Raw genomic sequence first — 19,185 nt, 5'->3', positions numbered from 1 at the left:
TACGCAAGCATGACGAATGGAATACGTGAGGCGCGCGCGGGCCGCGCTCGTTCCTCCTGTCCTTTGCCCACGGCTTTTCAAAAACAAAGAAGCCGCCCCGAGGGGCGGCTTCCTGTTTGGTTCGGTCTCTCGACTTCGAATTAGAAGTTAATGAGAGCGCCTGCCTTGATGTACTGGAAGTCTTCGACGCTCGTACCCAGCGTGGCGAGGTCGCTGTCATCATAAGAGAGATGACGGTAGCTGACCCACAGAGACATGGCAGCGTTGTCGATCTCCTGCACGAGGCCGAGGCCCCACACATCCATATCGCCGCTGAAGCCGCCCGCGCTCTCGTCGACGTTCAGGTACTCACCGTAGAGCACCGTGTGGCCGAGCGGAGTCCAGCGCTGACGGAGACCCGCCTTGACGTAGTAGGTGTCGGATTCAAAGCCGACGCCACCGCCGAAGTCGAGGTCGTTGTTGCCGTAGGCGCCGTAAACGAACAGGCCGGTGGGCACGTGCTGGAGGTAGGCGCCAGCCTGGAAGTACTCAGTCTTCGGCGCGTCGAAGCCGGGCTGGTTCCACCAGTTCGGGAAGCCGCCGCCAGTGATTTCGTTGTAGGCAGCCGCTGCAGCGAACTTGAAGCCGCCGAACTCACCCGCATAGCGGAGAGCGACGTCCCACATGTCGTCCTCGCCCCACGAAGCGCTGGCCGAGAAGCCACCGAACGTCGGCGTGTCGTAACGGACGACGTTCTGCGTCATGCCGTTACAGTCGCCCCAGGCGCCGCCGCCGGTGCAGCCACCGACCGAGCCCCAGGTGCGATAGTTGGCGCCTGTGGTCGCTTCACGCATGTTGAACGAGGCGACATCGAACGCCACCCAGTTGGCGGGAACGAGCGAGCCCGAGCCGTCGACGAGGATTGCGGTGTTGTCAGACGCCTGCGACTGACGGCCGACGCTCAGCTTGCCGAGGTTCTCGGAGCGGATGAACCAGTAGCTCTGGAGAGCGTCGAAGCCCGACCAGTTGCCGTAGTCCTGCGTCTGACCGAGGCTGTTCTGGTTGAACGCTTCGATGTGCAGCACGTAACCTGCGGTCCAGCCCGGCGCGATCGTGGCCTGGCCGGTGAACTTCACGTGCGAAGCGAGCGTCTGCCCAAGGTCGCCGACGTACTGGTTGGTCTCGAAACCATCGTCCCAGAACGTGATCTGCTGGCCGACCCAGCCGGAAACCGTGAGCGAAACCTTGCGATTGCCCTTGCGAGCCGTGGTCGCCTCGAGTTCAGCGATACGCTCCTCAAGGTCGGCGCAGCAGTTCCCCCCGAGGTCAGCTGCGGACGCACTGGTAACGGAGAGACCTCCAGCGAGGAGGCCGGCCGCCGCCAGGGCGCATAGGCTTGTCTTTTTCATTTACCTTCTCCCGTCTACTAACTTCGAAACGGGCGCTTGACGCTATTGCTCTACGCCACGCGCACATTAAACTCTTCGACCAGCGGCAGCACGACGTGCCGAATCACCGCTTGGCCGAGATACTACGCAGAACTCTCGCGGCCGGGAAACGGCGAAGATGCCCTATCCAGAGGAATCGCCTAGCGATGTGGCGTGATTGCCACGTGTGGCGTTGGGGCGCCAATGCGCTGATATTGCATCAGTTTTGTGAAGAAGTTTGACGAATATCGATCGTTGACACCGTTCAGTTGCGCACGACTCCTCGCCCTGAGTTTTCCACATGCTGCTCCGTTCGGGAGAATTTCCCGCCGATCCGGGTGTGCTGCCGTGCAGTGAACCGGAAGCGATGTTGCAGGGATGTGCTCGCATAGGTTGTGCATTGCCATGGCTGCGCGCAAGACGATGGAGGATCGTTAACGCTCTTCAAGAGCGAGCGCGATGGAACGGCAAGCCCAGCGATGCCACCCATTATATGGGCGCACACATGGAGAGGAGGCTGGCGCCGTCTTCGCCGATGCGACGCCCGCACAAAGTTTCTCGGAGCGCCGCGCGGAACCAGACGCCTGGGTAAATGTTGCCACATTCGACGGCTACGAGCTTAGAGCAACACGGGAAATACTGATTCCTTGACTTCACTCGCTGGCGTGCAACGTGGGGATCATCCGATCGTGCGGATTGGCCGATGGCCGAGCGTTCGTCCGGATGGGGTGTCTCGCCGGTTGGGGACTTTCCGAAACGTGACAATTCATGACTGATGATCCTGGCAGGGGCGCGAGCCCCGATCGGCGTGGCGTGCTGATCGGAGCGGGCGCATGGGCAGCCGTCGCGACGCTCGCGGCGGATAGCCTCGGCATGGCCGCGTATGCGGGCGGCGACGCGCCCGCGGCGCCGGCGGAAGCGGCTGCGCCGGTGGAATCTTTCGCGGAGGATCACGTGCGCAAGCTGGCGGAAAAGCTGGCGGCCGGAGATTTCGTGAAGCCGAAGGCCGACGTGACGGAGCCCTTCAACGCTCTGACGCCCGAACAGTATCGGGATATCCAGCTCAGGCCGGAAGCGACCGTATGGCGGGGGGAGGGCCTCGGCTACGAGGTGCGTCCTCTGCCGCTCGGCTGGATCTACGACGCGCCGGTCGAAATCTGGGTGGTGAGCGGGGGCGAGACGCAAAGCCTCATCGCAGACGGCGCGAGCTTTTCCTTCGGTCCTTCCATCGAGAAGGCGCCGGACGCCGCGCCCTTCGGGTTTTCGGGTTTTCGCATCTCGGGGCTTCTGAACAGAGCCGACGCGCTCGATGAATTCGTCTCGTTCCAAGGCGCGAGCTATTTCAAGGCGGTCGGGCAGGGGCAGCGCTACGGGCTTTCGGCGCGCGGGCTTGCCGTCGATACGGCCCGGCCCGGCGGCGAGGAGTTTCCCCTGTTTCGCGCCTTCTGGATCGAACGGCCTCAGCCGGGTGCGCGGGAGGTCCTGATCCATGCGCTGCTCGACAGCCAGAGCGTCGCGGGTGCCTACAAGTTTATCGTCCGCCCCGGCCGCGAGACTGTGATCGATGTGGAGGCGACACTCTATCCCCGCCGCGCGCTCACGCATGTCGGGATCGCGCCGCTCACGAGCATGTACTATGTCGGGTCTGCCCAGCGGCGCATCGAGGGGGATTATCGGCCGGCCGTGCACAACAGCGAGGGGCTCGCGGTCGTGAACGGCCATGGCGAGCGGCTCTGGCGGCCGCTGACCAATCCGAAGATGCTGCAGACGAGCGCCTTCGTCGACAAGGACCTCAAGGGCTTCGGCTTCATTCAGCGGAACCGTGCCTTCGCGACGTTCCAGGATGTCGATGCGCGTTTCGATCGCAGGCCGGCAGCATGGGTCGAGCCGCAGGGGGGCTGGGGCGACGGATTTGTCGAGTTGATCGAGATCCCCGTCGTCGAGGAGATCCACGACAACATCGTCGCCTACTGGAAGCCGGCGCAAACGCTCGAACCCGGCACCGGCCACAAATTCGCCTACCGCGTGACATGGGGCGACAACATTCCGGCCGTATGGTCGGGAGCGTGGGTTTCGCAGACGAGGGTCGGCGCGGGGCGGGGCGCCAATACCGTTCAGTTCGTCGTCGATTTCGCCGGGCCGTCGCTCGGCGATCTTGCCGAGTTGCCCACGGCCGACCTTGCGGCCAGCCCGGGTGCGACATCGAATCTCGTCGTGCAACGGTTGCCGGAGGCGCAGGGTCTCAGGGTGAGGTTCGAGCTCAATACCGCGGGAACAGACCTTATCGAGTTGCGTTTAGGCCTCAGGGTGGCGGAGCAGCTGATCTCCGAAAGTTGGCTCTATCGATGGACAAGAGCATGATCGCTGACGAACTCGTGCGCGATAACGGACGTTCGGCGGCTAGCGACGCTCGCGTGGCCCGGCCGCTCCCGCTCGCTCATCTCGATGCGAGCGATCCGGCTCTTCTGCCGGAAGGCACTCCCGTCGAGATGCCGGAGCAGGACTTCTCCGCCCAGGTCGCCCGCCGGTGGCCGCGCCGCCGCGGTCCCTCCATTCCGCGCACCGCGGTGTTTCTCGGTGCCGGCCTGATGACGGCCGCGTTCGCGCACGAACTCTACGGCGTGCTTTCGTCGGCGCAGATGACGCCGCTTCAGTTGATCTTCCTCGTGCTCTCGACCATGACATTCGCATGGATTTCGGTCGGCACGCTGTCGACGGCGCTGGGTTTCCTGCCGCTGTTCGCCGGCGAGAAGGCGGACACGATCCATATTCCTGATGCGGACGGTCCGCTCGAACGGCGGACGGCGCTTCTTTTCCCTGTTTACCACGAGGACCCCGCCCGCATCGCGGGCACGATCTCCGCCGTCGCCGAGGAGCTTTCTTCGCTCGGCAAGGCGACGCATTTCGACGTGTTTCTCCTCTCCGATACCCGCGGCGCGGAAGAGGGGATGCGCGAAGAGGCGGCGTATGCGCAGCTTGCCGCGCGCCTCTCCGGGCGGGTGAACGTCTATTACCGCCGGCGGATCGAGAACACCGGCCGCAAGGCCGGCAACATCAAGGACTGGGTCGAGCGCTTCGGCGGCGCTTATGAGACGTTCGTTATTTTCGATGGCGACAGCGTGATGTCGGGCGTGGCCCTCGTGCGGCTCGCCCGCGCGATGGAGGCCGACCCGTCGGCCGGTTTGATCCAGACCGTTCCCCGCCTCATCGGCGGTCACACGCGCTTGCAGAAGCTGATGCAGTTTGCGGCCAACATCTATGGCCCCGCCGCTGCTGCGGGACTTGCTTTCTGGGGACGCGACCAGGGCAACTACTGGGGCCACAACGCCATCATCCGGACGCGTGCGTTCGCGGGCTCGGCGGGGCTTCCGGCTCTTCCCGGTGCGGCGCCGTTTGGCGGCCATATTATGAGCCACGACTTCGTCGAGGCGATGCTGCTCGCGCGCTCGGGTTGGGGCGTGCACATGGCGCCCTCGATCGAAGGATCGTTCGAGAGCATGCCGCCGGGGCTCACCGATCTCATCGTACGCGACCGGCGCTGGTCGCAGGGGAACCTCCAGCATCTGGCGCTGATCGGAAAACGCGGCGTGCCGGCGATGGGCCGGGTGCATCTGACGATGGGCGCGCTCGCCTATCTCGTGTCGGCGATCTGGGCTGGCGTTCTGGTGGTCGGGCTCGTGCTCGCGCTGCAAGGCCAGCAGATGCTGCCGAGCTATTTCACGGACGCAAAGACGCTGTTTCCGATCTGGCCGGTGACCGATCCGGGCGCTGCGATGCGGCTCTTCCTGGCGACGATGGCGGTCGTGTTGCTGCCGAAGGCGCTGGGGCTTGTGCTCGAAATCAAGCGTGCCCGGATGGCGCGGGAGCGCGGCGGTTTTCCGCGCGCCGTAGCTGGCGTGACGACGGAAACCGTGTTCTCGATGCTGCTCGCGCCGATCATGATGATGACGCAGACGGCGTCCGTGCTGCAGATCCTCGCCGGGCGCGACTCCGGCTGGAAAGCACAGCGGCGCGACGACGGCGCGATCGGGCTTGTCGAGTCGCTTCGTCTGCATTCGATTCACATGCTGGTCGGTGCCGGCGTGGCCTACATTTGCTGGTCGACGTCGCCGGGTCTTCTCATCTGGACCGCACCCGTGCTGCTCGGACTTATGCTGTCCGGGGTTCTCAACTGGATGACGGCGCAACGGGCCGGGCCGATGTTTTCGAGTGTGCTCTCCACGGCGGAAGATCGCTCGCCTGCGCCGACGGTCGTGCGTGCGAACCGTCATGCCGAGGCCTGGGAAGGAGAGCTGACGCAGCCGGTGATCGCGCTACCGCCCGTTCCGGCGGTGAAGCAGAACCGCGCCGGGCGTTGGCAGCGCAGGGCCGCCTTCGCAGCGAGCCCGGCGCGGGAGTAGCCTAAGCGCAAACGCGAATTCAGAAGGCGGCCGGGATTGATCCGGCCGCTTTTTTTATGCGCGCTACGTGGCCGCTTGTCCTGGACGGCGCAGCAACTCCGGCAGGAGATCGCGGACGCGCACGGGTTCGGCATCGAGGAACGGCAGCGGGCGCGTCACCTCGATGGCGGCCGTGCCGATGCGGGCGGTCAGCGCGCCGTTGAAGACGCCTTCGCCGAGGCGGCGCGAGAGACGGCGCAGGAGATCCTGGCCGAGGAATTGGCCGACGAGATCGTCGGTAAGCGCGAGGCCGCCGGTCGCCACGATGTGCGCGATCACCATGCGCGCCAGGCGGAACGCGCCGAGCCCGCCAGGGCGCCCGCCATAGAGTGTGGCGAGGCTTTTGAGCAGGCGCAGGTTCTCGACCGTGACGAACAGCATGCCCACCCAAACCATCGGGCTCATGGCCGTGACGACGGAGACGCGCTTGGCGGACTTGACGACGAGGCGGCGTGCGACGGCATCGAGCGGGGCGAGCAATTCCCGGTCGGCGAGGCGCAGGAGATCGCCGGGATCGCGCACGTCGCCTGCATGATCGCGGAGGCGCGCGAGGTTCCACGCCAGGTCGCGCCGGCCGCGGAAGGCCGAGGCGAGGGCGGCAACGGCCTCCCGCTCCCCTGCGCGGTCCTGCGTTGCGAGCGCTGTTTCCGCGTCGCGCCTGAGACGTGTCAGGCGGCCAAGGCGCACGAGGCCGATCAACTCGCGCCCCGCCATGACGAGGCCCGTCGCGAGGATGACGGCAAGGAGCGCGGTCGCGATCCAGCCGATCCAGTCTTCACGCGCGAGCGCGGCCGAGACGAAGTTTGCGAAACTGACCATGATGGCGAGGCCCGCGAGCGCGGCCACGGCGGAGAGGAAGAGCCCGCCGACGCTGGTGCCGGGCTCCCGCCCGGCGGCCGTTCCCACCGCGGCGTCGGGTGGTGCGATCTCGTCAGGCGGCGCGGCCTCGGGTGCGTCCGCGACGAGCTTGGGATCGTCGGGCGCAAAGACGCGCGGACGCCGGGTCTCGGTCATGGCAGCCAATCTCCGATCAGGAAGTCCAGCGCGCGGTCGAGGCGAATGTGGGGAGGCGACGGCATTTCGCCGGACGCTTGCGTCGGCAGAAGGCGCGGCGGGCGGAAACGCGGGAACGCCGTGTCGAGCATGGATTTTCCGGAGAGCACGGCGGCCGGGTCTTCCGGCAGGTCGCCGGGAAAGATTGCGACCTCGCGCTGGCCATCGAAGCGCTCGCCGGAGACGGTCTCTCCGGGGAGCGGCACGCCGACGATACACGGCAGCGCGTTGCCGCCGTCGCGGATCTGGGCTTCGCGCGTGGCACGCAAAGCGGCAAGCGCCATGACGCGCGTTTCGGCGCCCGCTTCGCCCGCGCGTGCAGCCGCGCGCTGCGTGAGGAGGCGCAGGATCGCTTCGAGCCGGTCGTGGCTCGTGTGATGGATGTGATCGGCTTTGGTGGCGGCGAACAACAGCCGGTCGATGCGCCGCGCGCCGACGAGGCTCGCGAGCCAGCTCGCGACGCCGGGGCGAAAGGCGCCGAGCACGGAGGCCAGTGCGCTTTCGAGTTCGGCCACGCCCTCCGGGCCGCCCGCGAGCGCGCCCAGCACGTCGACGAGCACGATCTGCCGGTCGAGGCGGCTGAAGTGGTCGCGGAAGAAGGGCCGGACGACGTGGGCGACGTAGCTGTCGTAGCGGCGCGCCATCATCGCGTGGAGGCTGCCGCGGCGTGGCGTTGCATCGTGGGGTACGTCGAGCGGAAAGAAGGTGAGAAGCGGCGAGCCTTCGAGGTCTCCCGGCATGAGAAAGCGCCCGGGACCGAGGGTGGCGACGGCGGCGTCGCGGCGCGCATCCGTCAGATAGCGGGTGAAGAGCTGCGCGCCGGTGAGCGCCGTCTTTTCGTCTTCCGATGCATCGGGATCGAGTGTCGCCAAGTACGTGAGCCAATCGCGGGCGGTCGTCTCACGGGAAGGAAGGCGCGCGCGTTCGAGCGCTTCGCGCGACCAGTCGGCGTAGTTTTGGTTCAGCATGGCGAGATCGAGCAGCCATTCGCCGGGATAGTCGACGATGTCGAGGTTCAGGCGGCGGATGCCGAGCGAGCGTCTCAGCCAATGCTCCGGCGTGAAGGCGAGCGCGACGCGAACCTCGGAAATGCGGCGCGTGCTTTCAGGCCAGTCGGGCGGGGCGGCACTCAGCGCGGCGATGTGGGCTTCGTAATCGAAGCGGGGGATTTCGTCGTCGGGCTGCGGTTCGAGATTTGCCGACATGAGGCGGCCGTCGGCATAGGGCGCGAAGAACGGCAGCCGTCCGCCTTGGGTGAGATTGCGGATCAAGGTGGTGATGAACACCGTCTTCCCGGATCGGGCGAGGCCGGTCACGCCGAGACGCAGCGAAGGCGTCAGGTAATCCGCGATCCGGTCGCCGGTGCGAGTCCAGGTGTCGGTGACGGTCAGGGAAAGGTCGCGGACGTCCAAGGGAAACCTCATGAGGTGCTTCCCTACGTAGGCTCGGCGCTGCCGTGCCGCAAGCTTGGAGAGTCCGTTCTGCTTGTTCTTGCCCTGCGTGCCGTCTCAGCCGTGGAACACCACGACGACGCCTGCGCCGATCACGACGAGCCCCATCATCACGATGGTGGCGTTTCTCAGAAATTCGGCCATGCTCACTCCAGCGGGTGTGTCCGGCCGCGTGCATGTGCGGCGACATTAGCCGGAGGTTCTACGAGGCGGCGTGTGAACGGGAGCTGAAGGTGTGCCGGCTACGCGGCGTAGCTCCGCCGCGGCGTACGGAAGGGGGACGCGAACTTGAGCCCGATCGCATTGTCACGCTTCCACATGACGTCGCAGTCGACCTCTTTGCCATCGCTCGGGATGTAGAGCGTGAGGCGGTTTCTCAGAAGCGCAGGCTTGACGCTGCCGTCCCAGATTTCGACGCACGCTCCAAGGGCGGTGACATCGCGCAGCGTGCAGGCGCGGGGCGTCAGCATGCCCTTGGACACAATAAATCCGTCGAGAAGGCGCTGGCGCTTGCGGGTAAGCGCGCGATTGTTGTTAGTCCGGGGCGGTTGGCGCCGCTTGGGCTTGTTGGCGGGCGCGCCGCCTAATCCGATGGCCGCGGCGATCTTTTGAAAAAGGCTCATGGCAATCACGCAGATAAGGGCCGCCCGACGGGCGTTGTCCAGTGGGCTGAATAATACAGGACTTCATTTAACGACCCGCTAACGGGACGGCGGGCGCGGGGATGGTTCGTGCCTCCGCTTATTCGCCCTTGCGGCGGCTCATGAAGGCCAACCGCTCGAACAGGTGCACGTCCTGCTCGTTCTTGAGGAGCGCTCCCGCAAGCGGCGGGATGAGCTTGCGGCTTTCAGTTTCGCGCAACACAGCCGGATCGATGTCCTCGTTCATGAGCAGCTTCAGCCAGTCGAGGAGTTCCGACGTGGACGGCTTCTTCTTGAGGCCCGGAACGTCCCGCAGACTGTAGAAGATGCGCAGCGCGTCCCCAACCAGTCGGTTTTTGAGGTCGGGGAAGTGGACGTCGACGATCTGCTGCATCGTCTCGGGGTCGGGGAACTTGATGTAGTGGAAGAAGCAGCGCCGCAGGAAGGCGTCCGGCAGTTCCTTCTCGTTGTTGGAGGTAATGATGACGATCGGGCGCTGGCGGGCGCTCACCGTTTCGCCGGTCTCGTAGACGAAGAACTCCATGCGATCGAGTTCGAGAAGCAGGTCGTTCGGGAATTCGATGTCGGCCTTGTCGATCTCGTCGATGAGCAGCACGGGGCGCGCGTCGGCGACGAAAGCCTCCCACAGCTTGCCGCGCCGGATGTAGTTGCGGATGTCCTTCACGCGCTCGTCGCCGAGTTGGCCGTCGCGAAGGCGCGAGACGGCGTCGTACTCGTAGAGCCCCTGCTGGGCCTTGGTCGTCGACTTCACATGCCATTCGATGAGCGGGGCGCCGAGGGCGCGGGCGACCTCCTGGGCCAGCACGGATTTTCCGGTGCCCGGCTCTCCCTTGATCAGCAGCGGCCGCTCCAGCGTGATGGCCGCGTTCACGGCGACGGTAAGGTCTCGCGTGGCGACGTAGGAACTGGTGCCTTCGAAGCGTGTGGGGCCGGTCGTCGTCATGAATGGAAAACCTCCGTGGCGAATGCGGTCGTCTTAGGCGGAGCGCCCGCACGGGGCAAGGAATGAGGGGTGCGGGGGAGGGCCGCAGCGCGAACGGTCTCTGCAACCCGTCACGGCCGCGATCTCGTGCCGATAGCGCTCAGAGCCGGGAAACCATAGCGCTCCCCGAGACTTAGGCCGCCCGGTCCTTCCCCTGTCTTTTTACGCATAAACGGCGGATTTTCTTGACAGAAGCGGCCTCTGCCGCCAAGAGAGCGTCGCCGGAGCCAAGGAGTGCGGACGTTCAGTCACGCGGGGGCGTGACGGCGGCACTGGTGTTCGCGGCAGGCCCACGATTGGGAGGCCCTAAATGAGCAAGCGCGCCACGTCGAAGCCGGTCAAGAAGAAGACCGCCCAGAAGCCTGCGCCGAGGCCGCCCGCGAAATCAGCATCCGCGAAGCCTAAGACGACCAAGGCTGCCCGTGCGCCCGCCAAGAAGGCGCCCGCCAAAAGTCCGGCGAAAAAGGCGGTAGCCAAAGCCAAAGCACCCACAGCCAAGACCAGCGCGCCAGCGAAAAAACCGACTCCGAGCGCGACCAAACCGAGGACCCGGGCCATCGACAAAGCTCAAGACAAGAAGTTGACCAGCAAGACCAGCAGCTCTGAAATCGTGCTCCCGCCCGATTACCGGCCGTCGGAAGACGAGCCGTTCATGAGCGAAAAGCATCGGATGTATTTCCGCCAGAAGCTGATGAACTGGAAGGAAGAGATCATTCGCCAGACGAAGGAGACGCTGGCGGGGCTCCATGAGGATTCGACCCAGCACGCGGATCTGGCCGACCGGGCGACGTCGGAAACGGACCGGGCGCTGGAACTCAGGGCGCGGGATCGGCAGAGGAAGCTGATCGCCAAGATCGATGCGGCGCTGGCGCGGATCGAGGACGGCTCCTACGGCTATTGCGAGGAGACGGGCGAGCCGATCGGGCTGCGCCGGCTCGATGCGCGGCCGATCGCGACGCTCTCGCTCGAAGCGCAGGAACGCCACGAGCGGCGCGAACGCGTCTACCGGGAAGACTGATTTCCGGCTTTTCAGGATTGCGGTTCAAGTGCGCGGGGCAGCCAAATGGCGAGCCCCGCGTTCGTGTTATGCGCGGCGGTTTTTAAGCCGGGTCAGTCCTTCTTGCCGCCGACGGCGTCGAGCAGGCTGTCGAACATGTCGTTCGCCGTCGAGAACACGGCCGCGTTGGCGCGATAGGCGTGTTCGGCTTCCTTCATGGAGACGAGGCCTTCGACGGGGTTGCCCACGGGCAGCGCGCCGATGCGGACGCCGCGTCCGACCTCGACGGAGGGCGGCGCTTTCGGGACGTGCTTGATCCCCTCGACCGCGACCACCATCGCGGACCCCTCCAGCTTCTTGAGCTGGGCGGCCAAGCCTCGGCTGGCGATGGCGTAGACGGGAAGCATGAAGCGGCGGCTCTGTGAGAGGACTCAGACCGCCATCATGGCAGACCGCAATTAACAGGCTGTTAATGAATTCGTTCGAGCTGTAGACGAAACAGAACAAAACATGTACATAGAATCCAACGCCGAGTCGCCGGACAATCCTTAACATGCCATAAGGTGCCACATGACCAAGCCGCAGTTGCGTGTCGTCGAAGGGGGAGAGATGGACAAGTCACAGGCACTCGCTGCCGCGTTAGCGCAGATCGACAAGCTTCACGGCAAGGGCTCCATCATGCGTCTGGGGGCCGCCGACAAGATCGATATCGAGGCGGTGTCGACCGGGTCGCTGGGGCTCGATATTGCGCTGGGTATCGGCGGGCTTCCCAAGGGCCGCGTCGTCGAGATTTACGGGCCCGAGTCTTCCGGAAAGACCACGCTGACGCTTCAGGTGATCGCAGAAGCCCAGAAGAAGGGTGGAATCTGCGCCTTTATCGATGCGGAGCACGCGCTCGATCCCGGGTACGCCCGGAAGCTTGGGGTCAAGATCGAGGATCTTCTTATTTCGCAGCCGGACACCGGCGAGCAGGCCCTGGAGATCGCAGACACCCTCGTGCGCTCGGGCGCCATCGACGTGCTCGTCGTGGACAGCGTGGCCGCGCTGACACCGGAGGCCGAGCTTAATGGCGAGATGACGGATCTGCAGCCGGGCATGCAGGCGCGCCTGATGAGCAAGGCGCTGCGCAAGCTCACAGCCTCGATCAACAAATCGGGCACGATGGTGATCTTCATCAACCAGATCCGCATGAAGATCGGCGTGATGTTCGGCAATCCGGAGACGACGACAGGCGGCAACGCGCTCAAGTTCTATTCGTCGGTGCGCCTCGACATCCGCCGCATCGGGCAGATCAAGGAGCGCGAGGAGACGGTCGGCAACCAGACGCGCGTCAAGGTGGTCAAGAACAAGGTGGCGCCGCCCTTCAAGCAGGTCGAGTTCGACATCATGTACGGCGAGGGCATCTCGAAGACCGGCGAGTTGGTCGACCTCGGCGTCAAGGCGAACATCGTCGAGAAGTCGGGTGCCTGGTACGCCTACGATGGCCAGCGCATCGGGCAAGGCCGGGAAAACACCAAACTGTTCCTCAAGGAGAACCCGAAGATCGCGGCTGCTATCGAGACGGCGATCCGGGCGAATGCGGGCCTGATCGTCGACAAGATGCTGACGGAACCCGATACGGGTGCGAATGCGGACGGTGAGGAGCCGGACGAGGATGGCGTGCTGCCCGATACGGATACGCCGGACGACGGCTCCGCGAAGAAAGGAGCCCGCGCCGCAAAGCGCTGAAGGCTCGGCTCTTGCCCTGGGACCGTACGGCTTTATGGCTGGCGGCTGGTCTCCTGGTGCGGCGGGTGGGCGGAGCTGCGAGTGTTGCGAGGTTTTGGGGAAGCGCCGGGACGGCATGATCCGTCCGGGCGCTTTCGTCCGTTCCGGTGCTCTTGTCCGTTCCGCGCGTCTTCTGTTCTGGACAGGGCCCGGCCTTTGTGGACAGTGCCGGAACGGGTCGCTAAAAGCGGCCTCTGGCAGCATATTTCCCCGTATCCCGGCGCGCCGAGAGAACCTTCGGCGGCACGATCGTCCGGCCGGGCGGGACACATCGAGAGCATCAGATGACTGGCGTCAACGAGATCAGACGGGCGTTCCTGGACTACTTCCGGGCGGAGGGGCACGAGGTCGTGCCGTCTTCGCCGCTCGTGCCCCGCAACGACCCGTCGCTGATGTTCACGAACGCGGGCATGGTGCAGTTCAAGAACGTCTTCACCGGCCAGGAGACGCGGCCCTATGTGCGCGCGGCCTCGTCACAGAAGTGCGTGCGGGCGGGCGGCAAGCATAACGACCTCGACAACGTCGGCTATACGGCGCGCCACCACACGTTCTTCGAGATGCTCGGCAACTTCTCGTTCGGCGACTACTTCAAGGAGCGCGCGATCGAGCTTTCGTGGCGGTTGATCACCAAGGAATTCGGCATCGACCCGGCGCGGCTCTCCGTCACCGTCTATCATGAGGACGACGAGGCGCACGCGATCTGGAAGAAGCTCACCGGCTTCGGCGACGACAAGCTGATCCGCATCGCAACGAAGGACAACTTCTGGCAGATGGGCGACACGGGTCCATGCGGGCCCTGCACCGAAATTTTTTACGATCACGATCCGGACGGGAAGAAGGGCATTCCAGGCGGGCCGCCCGGCTCGGCGGATGCGGACGGCGACCGCTTCATCGAGATCTGGAACCTCGTGTTCATGCAGTACGAGCAGCTCGCGTCGGGCGAGCGTGTCGACCTGCCGAAGGCGTCTGTCGATACCGGCATGGGCCTCGAACGTATCGCGGCGGTGCTGCAGGGCACGCACGACAACTACGAGATCGATCTCTTCCGCCACCTGATTGCGTCGATCACGGACGAGTGCCGCAAGCTGGGCGCGCCGGATGCGCCCGAGGGCGTAGACGTGAAGCCTGCCCGGCGTGTGATCGCCGATCACTTGCGCGCGACGAGCTTCCTAATCGCGGACGGCGTGCTGCCGTCCAACGAAGGGCGCGGGTACGTGCTCCGCCGCATCATGCGCCGCGCGATGCGCTATGCGCATCAGCTCGGCTGCAACGATCCTCTGATGTACCGGCTCGTGCCGTCGCTCGTGCGCGAGATGGGGACCGCTTATCCCGAGCTTGGCCGCGCCGAAGCGCTGATCACGGAAACGCTCAAGCTCGAAGAGACGCGCTTCAAGAAGACGCTCGGCAATGGGCTCAAGCTGCTTGGCGAAGCCTCCGAAACGCTCAAGGCGGGCGACGTGTTTCCGGGCGATGTGGCGTTCCGCCTTTACGATACATACGGTTTCCCGCTCGATCTCACGGAGGATGCGCTCCGCGCGCGCGGGATCGGCGTCGACACGGCTGCCTTCGATGCCGCGATGGCGAAACAGAAGGAGGAAGCGCGCCGGGCCTGGAAGGGGTCCGGGGAAGCCGCGACCGAAGAGATCTGGTTCGAAATCAAGGACGCGACAGGGGCGACTGAGTTTCTCGGCTACGACACGGAAATTGCAGAGGGCGAGATCCGCGCGCTCGTCAGCGGCGGCAAGCCGGTGAAGACGCTGAAGGTGGGGGACGAGGGCGCGATCGTCGTCAACCAGACGCCGTTCTATGGCGAGAGCGGCGGTCAGGTCGGAGACCGGGGCGTGATCCGCGGCGCCAAGGGCGTCCTGTTCCGCGTGACCGACACGCAAAAGAAGCTCGGCGATCTTTTCGTGCATGTCGGGCGCGTGGAGAAGGGCACCTTCAAGCCGGGCGACGCGGTTGAACTCGAAGTCGATCACGCGCGCCGGGCGGCAACGCGCAGCCATCATTCTGCGACGCATCTCATTCACGAGGCGCTGCGGCAGGTGCTCGGCACGCATGTTGCGCAGAAGGGGTCGCTTGTTGCGCCAGACCGTTTGCGTTTCGACTTCGTGCATCAGAAGGCGATGACGGCCGACGAGATTGCGGAAGTCGAGCGGCTGGCCAACGCGGTGGTGCTGGAAAACGAACCCGTCGAAACGCGGCTGATGGCGCTCGAAGACGCGAAGGCGTCGGGGGCGATGGCGCTGTTCGGCGAGAAGTACGGCGACGAGGTGCGTGTCGTTTCGATGGGCCGTCTTGCCGGCGGCGAGCGGGCAAAGGGCGAGCCCGGCTCGAATAAGGCGTGGTCGGTGGAGTTGTGCGGCGGCACGCACGTGCGTCGCACGGGCGACATCGGGCTTGTGAAGGTGATCGCGGAAAGCGCGAGCGCGGCGGGCGTGCGGCGCATCGAGGCGCTGACGGGCGAGGGCGCGCGCGCGTATCTGGCGGACGCCGATCAGCGCCTCAAGGACGCGGCGGCCGTGCTCAAGACGCGGCCCGACGACGTCATCGAGCGGCTCCGCGCGCTTGTCGAAGAGCGCAAGACGCTGGAACGGCAGCTTGCCGATGCCAAGCGGCAGATTGCGCTTGGCGGGGGGAGCGGAGGCGGCAACGCCGATGCCGGTGCCGGGATCACCGAGATCGGCGGCCGGAAGTTCCTCAGGCTGTCCGTTGCGGGCGTCGAGATGAAAGACCTCAAGGCGATGGCGGACGACGGCCGCGCCAAGGTGGGGTCAGGCATCGTGGCGATTGCCAACAATTCTGCCGACGGCAAGCTCGGTATCGTCGTGGCTGTCACCAACGATCTCGCGAAAGAGATCAATGCTGTCGACCTCGTGCGCGTGGGCTCGGAAGCGGCCGGCGGCAAGGGCGGCGGCGGACGGCCCGACATGGCGCAAGCCGGCGGGCCCGACGGAAGCAAGGCCGACGAGGCGCTGGCAGCCATCGAAGCCCGCATCGGCGCGGGCGCATAACCGCACCTCCGCGGCCGTCAGACGAGGTCGATTTCGCCCGCCACCTCGTGGCGGAGATCCGTGTTCTCTGCGGTCAGGACCATTTTGACCTTTAGCGAGCCGGGGCCTTTGAGCCCCCGCTCGCGGACGATGCGCTCGATTTCCTGTTGCGAGGAAACGCCGACCTCCTTGAGGAAGCGGCGGAGCGACAGATTGAACGTTTCGTTGTGCATGGCGATCTCCCGGGCTCGTACGAGAAACACCGGAACCTGGCTGCGGGTTTCGTTCCGATGTATCGCCTTGAGCGAGCCGGAATGGAAAAAGGCAGCCGATCCTCGGACCGGCCGCCTTTCGATGTCTCGTGTTCGCGTTTGAAACGCTACGCCGAAGCGGCCCTGTCGAGCAGCTTGGCGAGCGTGGTGTGCACTTTGGCGATGGCCTCGTCGCAGGCGATGTAAGCGGGCGTTGCGTTGCCCCAATTCTGATTGCGAACCTCGTCGATCATCTTCGTGCCCTGCGACTGGACGTCGGAGAGCGCGGAAGCGAGTTCTGCGGCGAGCATCGAGCTGCCGGAGGCGCGGGCGACGGTTTCGGCCTCTGCAATGACGTTGCCCTGAGCAAGCTGCGGGGACGTGGACGGCGCGGGGATGGCCCCGAGCAGGATCTGGGCAAGCTGGCGCTTCCATGCGAGCACTTCGGAGCCCGTACGGATGAGAGCCGGATGGCGGATTGGAAGCTCGACGTTCTCGAAGGCGCGGCGCAGGATGACGTCACAGCCGTCGAGGCGTTCGCCGATCTTCTGCACCTCGTCCTTGCTCTTCACGGCCTTCTCGGAAATGCGGACGACGTTCTGCGTGATCTCGGTGGTGGCGGCGCGCTGCTGTTCGAGCACATTGGAGAGGCCGCGGATGCGGTCGGCCACTTCGGCGACCTCGTCGCCCATGCTCTCGATGATGGTGCCGACCTGCGTGACGACGGCGCTGCCGGAGGTGACCGATTTCAGGCTGTCGGTCACGGCGTGGGCGATTTCGCGCATCTCGCGGGTGAGCGCTTCGACGCGCGAGCGGATCTCCTGCGTGGCCTTGCCGGTCTCGACGGACAGCGTCTTGACCTCGGCGGCGACGACGGCAAAGCCGCGGCCCGCTTCACCTGCGCGGGCGGCTTCGATGGTGGCGTTGAGGGCGAGGAGATTGGTCTGGCGTGCGATCGAGTCGATGGAGGTTGCCATCTCGCCGATCTGGTCGACGGCGCTCTGAAGCACGGAAACCTGCTCGCCGATCTTGCTCGACTGCGCCTGGATGTTGCTCATGGCCTCGATTGCGGCGCGGCTGTCGTTGATGCAGCTCCGCATGGTGTCGCGCGCGTTCTCCGTCTGCATCGCGCTTTCGGCCGAGACGGTCGAAAGCTCGGCGATGGAGGTGGCCATCTCTTCGACAGCGCTCGAAATCGAGACGGTCGACTGGGCGACCTCGCTGAAATCATGCGACAGCCAGCCGATGTTGATGGCGGCTTCGGACGCTTCCCGGCCGAGGCTGGACGCCAGCTTGACCTGGTTGGTGTTGGCGGTCTTGACGAGGTCGACCAGGCGATCGAGCGCTGCGCCCACGTTGCCCGGGACCGGAACGTTTTGCTCAAGCTTGCTGCGGATCAGCGCTTCGAGCGCATCGACGAGCTGCTGCTCGTGTGCGGCCGTATGCGCGGCCGGTTGGCCAGCAGATTGAGGGGGTGCTTCGTCAGAGCGGCGCATTGCAAACACTTGATCGTCTCCATTCCCGGGGCAAACTTGGAAGGCCGCTGCTAGCGCGGCTATTCAGGGCAGAAAGGTAAAGAACAGCGATTAAAGTTCGTTTAATTACGGACAGTGCGGATGCTGATCGTGCCCGTCTGCATTTTGAAAAAAATCGTCCGTGTTTCAATTGCTTGGCGGAGGGCGCCCAAATTTTCGAACATTCGAACGGGCGTCCGCGGTGCTCGCGCGTGGGTTGGGCGGTTCCCACACCGGACGGCAGGGATGGCGGCGCGGCAGACTGTTTCGGGCGACATAGATTTCGTATGCAACTTCTTCGGCAGGGCTCGCGGCTTGTTGATCTCTATTCGGACTTATAAGCTCGCGTCTTCGGTCCATCTCCCTCGATCGGTGAGCGTTACCAATGACGTTATCGGCTTCTTTCGGACGCCCGGTGCAGTTTGCGTGCGGGGTGGCGCGGCGGATCGGTCAGGGTATGGCCGCGTGCATTGTTGGGCTGGCGATGCTGTCAGGCGCGGTGCCGGCTGGGACGGCGGCTTCCCATAACGACACCGCGCGGGTATTGGCCGGCCTTGCGCCATCGGCCGGCTCTCCGCTCGAAAGCCTCTCGCAGCAGGCGGCGTGGCAGTCGCACGCGAAATATTTCGACCGCGCGTGGACGGATCTGGAGCAGCGGCAACTCGGGAAGATCCGTGCGTGGTCGATGCGCTACGTCGAGGAACGCAGGCCCGTCGTCTTCTACATGTTTTCGGGACCGGATTTCCTTTATGCCGATACCTTCTTCGAGGGTGCGGACACGTACGTCCTCTCGGGGCTGGAGCCGGTCGGTCCGGTGCCGGATCTCGCGGGGCTGACGCCGCGCCAGCTCGGACAGGAGCTGAGGGGGCTGCAAGGCTCTCTGAACTCGGTGCTGTCCTTCAGCTTCTTCATTACGAAGAAGATGAAGACGCAACTCAGCGCCGGTCGGCTCACGGGGACGCTGCCGCTCCTCTATACGTTTCTCGCGCGGAGCGGAAAGACGGTGAAGAACACGACGCTCGTATCGCTCCGTCCCGACGGTACGGTGACGGCGCTTCAAGGGCCGATCGAGAACGGGCACAGCGCCGGCGTCAGGATCACGTTCTCGAAAACGAGCGCGGTGGCCGGAGCGCGCGACCAGACGCTCTACTACTTCAACACCGATCTTTCGAACCGGGGGCTCAAGTCGAGCGGGTTCCTGACCTTCTGCAAGGGGCTCGGAGAGGGGGACGGTCTCGTCAAGAGCGCCTCCTATCTGTTGCATTCGGACAACTTCACCGACATCCGTACGTTTCTGCTCGAACATACGACGACGCTCGTGCAGGACGACTCCGGCGTGCCGCTCCGCTTCTTCGACGCCGGCACGTGGCGTCTCAAGCCGTTCGGCCGGTATCTGAAGCCGCTCGGGATTTTTCCCCGTGCGTACCAGCGGGATATGCAGGACCTCTATGCCAAGGGGCCGACCGAGCCGCTGGACTTCGGCATCGGGTACCGATGGCGGCCGAAGGAATCCAACCTGATGCTTGCCGTGCGCCGGCCGGCGCTCCGGGCCGACGCCGCGCCTTAGCTCTCTGGCGGGCGATCTCCCGCGCGCCCGGCGGGGCTTTGCCTCCCTCCCGTCACCGTTGTACCGTACGGCCCGTTTGTCCGGGGGCTTTCCGTTTGTATGC

General features: G+C 65.1%; 15 protein-coding genes. 6 read left to right on the top strand and 9 right to left on the bottom strand.

The annotated features are described in order from the left end of the window. Window positions 1-140: 140 nt before the first annotated feature. The gene (locus tag W911_RS11595) at window positions 141-1,388 is read right to left on the bottom strand and encodes a porin (protein WP_023787732.1); all 1,248 of its coding nucleotides are present in this window, start codon (window positions 1,386-1,388) and stop codon (window positions 141-143) included. A gap of 786 nt (window positions 1,389-2,174) precedes the next feature. Between W911_RS11595 and W911_RS11590 the strand changes: the two genes are divergently transcribed. Both W911_RS11590 and mdoH read left to right on the top strand, forming a co-directional pair. Further along, on the top strand, window positions 2,175-3,767 hold the full coding sequence (locus W911_RS11590; RefSeq protein WP_023787731.1) for an OpgD/OpgG family glucan biosynthesis protein: 1,593 nt from the start codon (window positions 2,175-2,177) through the stop codon (window positions 3,765-3,767). Further along, the gene (mdoH, locus tag W911_RS11585) at window positions 3,764-5,806 is read left to right on the top strand and encodes a glucans biosynthesis glucosyltransferase MdoH (protein WP_244438509.1); all 2,043 of its coding nucleotides are present in this window, start codon (window positions 3,764-3,766) and stop codon (window positions 5,804-5,806) included. Before W911_RS11590 ends, mdoH begins: the two co-directional genes overlap by 4 nt. 63 nt (window positions 5,807-5,869) lie before the next feature. Here the strand turns inward: mdoH and W911_RS11580 are convergent, their stop codons facing one another. From W911_RS11580 to W911_RS18770, 5 genes are all read right to left on the bottom strand, one after another. After that, window positions 5,870-6,859: a YcjF family protein gene (locus W911_RS11580; protein ID WP_023787729.1), complete on the bottom strand. Its 990-nt coding sequence runs from the start codon at window positions 6,857-6,859 to the stop codon at window positions 5,870-5,872. Beyond that, on the bottom strand, window positions 6,856-8,322 hold the full coding sequence (locus W911_RS11575; protein ID WP_023787728.1) for a YcjX family GTP-binding protein: 1,467 nt from the start codon (window positions 8,320-8,322) through the stop codon (window positions 6,856-6,858). Before W911_RS11575 ends, W911_RS11580 begins: the two co-directional genes overlap by 4 nt. Window positions 8,323-8,591: 269 nt before the next feature. After that, window positions 8,592-8,972: a hypothetical protein gene (locus W911_RS11570; protein WP_023787727.1), complete on the bottom strand. Its 381-nt coding sequence runs from the start codon at window positions 8,970-8,972 to the stop codon at window positions 8,592-8,594. A 118-nt stretch (window positions 8,973-9,090) separates the two neighbouring features. Further along, a complete protein-coding gene (locus W911_RS11565) occupies window positions 9,091-9,954 on the bottom strand; it encodes an AAA family ATPase (RefSeq protein ID WP_023787726.1) in 864 nt (287 codons plus the stop codon). 345 nt (window positions 9,955-10,299) lie between these two features. After that, complete coding sequence (locus W911_RS18770; RefSeq protein ID WP_244438507.1) at window positions 10,300-10,551, bottom strand: hypothetical protein; 252 nt, start codon at window positions 10,549-10,551, stop codon at window positions 10,300-10,302. Between the two features lie 94 nt (window positions 10,552-10,645). Here W911_RS18770 and dksA point away from each other — a divergent pair, with 94 nt between their 5' ends. After that, window positions 10,646-11,011 carry an RNA polymerase-binding protein DksA gene (gene dksA, locus W911_RS18765; protein WP_051388803.1) on the top strand — a complete coding sequence of 122 codons (366 nt, stop codon included), beginning with the start codon at window positions 10,646-10,648 and terminating at the stop codon, window positions 11,009-11,011. A 92-nt stretch (window positions 11,012-11,103) separates the two neighbouring features. Here the strand turns inward: dksA and W911_RS11550 are convergent, their stop codons facing one another. Further along, window positions 11,104-11,397, bottom strand: coding sequence for a flagellar basal body rod C-terminal domain-containing protein (locus W911_RS11550; RefSeq protein WP_023787724.1), 294 nt, complete (start codon window positions 11,395-11,397; stop codon window positions 11,104-11,106). A gap of 163 nt (window positions 11,398-11,560) precedes the next feature. Between W911_RS11550 and recA the strand changes: the two genes are divergently transcribed. Both recA and alaS read left to right on the top strand, forming a co-directional pair. Further along, on the top strand, window positions 11,561-12,718 hold the full coding sequence (gene recA / locus W911_RS11545; RefSeq protein ID WP_041316499.1) for a recombinase RecA: 1,158 nt from the start codon (window positions 11,561-11,563) through the stop codon (window positions 12,716-12,718). 323 nt (window positions 12,719-13,041) lie between these two features. Beyond that, window positions 13,042-15,771, top strand: coding sequence for an alanine--tRNA ligase (alaS, locus tag W911_RS11540; protein ID WP_023787722.1), 2,730 nt, complete (start codon window positions 13,042-13,044; stop codon window positions 15,769-15,771). Between the two features lie 17 nt (window positions 15,772-15,788). On the opposite strand, the gene W911_RS11535 is transcribed toward alaS, so the two are convergent. After that, the gene (locus W911_RS11535) at window positions 15,789-15,983 is read right to left on the bottom strand and encodes a DUF6494 family protein (RefSeq protein WP_023787721.1); all 195 of its coding nucleotides are present in this window, start codon (window positions 15,981-15,983) and stop codon (window positions 15,789-15,791) included. 146 nt (window positions 15,984-16,129) lie between these two features. Then, window positions 16,130-17,497, bottom strand: coding sequence for a methyl-accepting chemotaxis protein (locus tag W911_RS11530; protein ID WP_023787720.1), 1,368 nt, complete (start codon window positions 17,495-17,497; stop codon window positions 16,130-16,132). 403 nt (window positions 17,498-17,900) lie between these two features. On the opposite strand from W911_RS11530, the gene W911_RS11525 reads away from it, so the two are divergent. Further along, window positions 17,901-19,082, top strand: coding sequence for a hypothetical protein (locus tag W911_RS11525; RefSeq protein ID WP_201768815.1), 1,182 nt, complete (start codon window positions 17,901-17,903; stop codon window positions 19,080-19,082). Window positions 19,083-19,185: the final 103 nt, after the last annotated feature.

This window comes from Hyphomicrobium nitrativorans NL23 (assembly GCF_000503895.1).
GTDB classification, from domain to species: domain Bacteria; phylum Pseudomonadota; class Alphaproteobacteria; order Rhizobiales; family Hyphomicrobiaceae; genus Hyphomicrobium_C; species Hyphomicrobium_C nitrativorans.
This window is presented reverse-complemented; position numbering and strand designations above follow the sequence as displayed.

Excerpts from the sequence above, each read along its gene's own strand:
- W911_RS11595 (WP_023787732.1), bottom strand. The coding sequence starts at position 1,388 with ATGAAAAAGACAAGCCTATGCGCCCTGGCGGCGGCCGGCCTCCTCGCT.
- W911_RS11590 (WP_023787731.1), top strand. The coding sequence starts at position 2,175 with ATGACTGATGATCCTGGCAGGGGCGCGAGCCCCGATCGGCGTGGCGTG.
- mdoH (WP_244438509.1), top strand. The coding sequence starts at position 3,764 with ATGATCGCTGACGAACTCGTGCGCGATAACGGACGTTCGGCGGCTAGC.
- W911_RS11580 (WP_023787729.1), bottom strand. The coding sequence starts at position 6,859 with ATGACCGAGACCCGGCGTCCGCGCGTCTTTGCGCCCGACGATCCCAAG.
- W911_RS11575 (WP_023787728.1), bottom strand. The coding sequence starts at position 8,322 with ATGAGGTTTCCCTTGGACGTCCGCGACCTTTCCCTGACCGTCACCGAC.
- W911_RS11570 (WP_023787727.1), bottom strand. The coding sequence starts at position 8,972 with ATGAGCCTTTTTCAAAAGATCGCCGCGGCCATCGGATTAGGCGGCGCG.
- W911_RS11565 (WP_023787726.1), bottom strand. The coding sequence starts at position 9,954 with ATGACGACGACCGGCCCCACACGCTTCGAAGGCACCAGTTCCTACGTC.
- W911_RS18770 (WP_244438507.1), bottom strand. The coding sequence starts at position 10,551 with ATGGCCCGGGTCCTCGGTTTGGTCGCGCTCGGAGTCGGTTTTTTCGCT.
- dksA (WP_051388803.1), top strand. The coding sequence starts at position 10,646 with ATGAGCGAAAAGCATCGGATGTATTTCCGCCAGAAGCTGATGAACTGG.
- W911_RS11550 (WP_023787724.1), bottom strand. The coding sequence starts at position 11,397 with ATGCTTCCCGTCTACGCCATCGCCAGCCGAGGCTTGGCCGCCCAGCTC.
- recA (WP_041316499.1), top strand. The coding sequence starts at position 11,561 with ATGACCAAGCCGCAGTTGCGTGTCGTCGAAGGGGGAGAGATGGACAAG.
- alaS (WP_023787722.1), top strand. The coding sequence starts at position 13,042 with ATGACTGGCGTCAACGAGATCAGACGGGCGTTCCTGGACTACTTCCGG.
- W911_RS11535 (WP_023787721.1), bottom strand. The coding sequence starts at position 15,983 with ATGCACAACGAAACGTTCAATCTGTCGCTCCGCCGCTTCCTCAAGGAG.
- W911_RS11530 (WP_023787720.1), bottom strand. The coding sequence starts at position 17,497 with ATGCGCCGCTCTGACGAAGCACCCCCTCAATCTGCTGGCCAACCGGCC.
- W911_RS11525 (WP_201768815.1), top strand. The coding sequence starts at position 17,901 with ATGACGTTATCGGCTTCTTTCGGACGCCCGGTGCAGTTTGCGTGCGGG.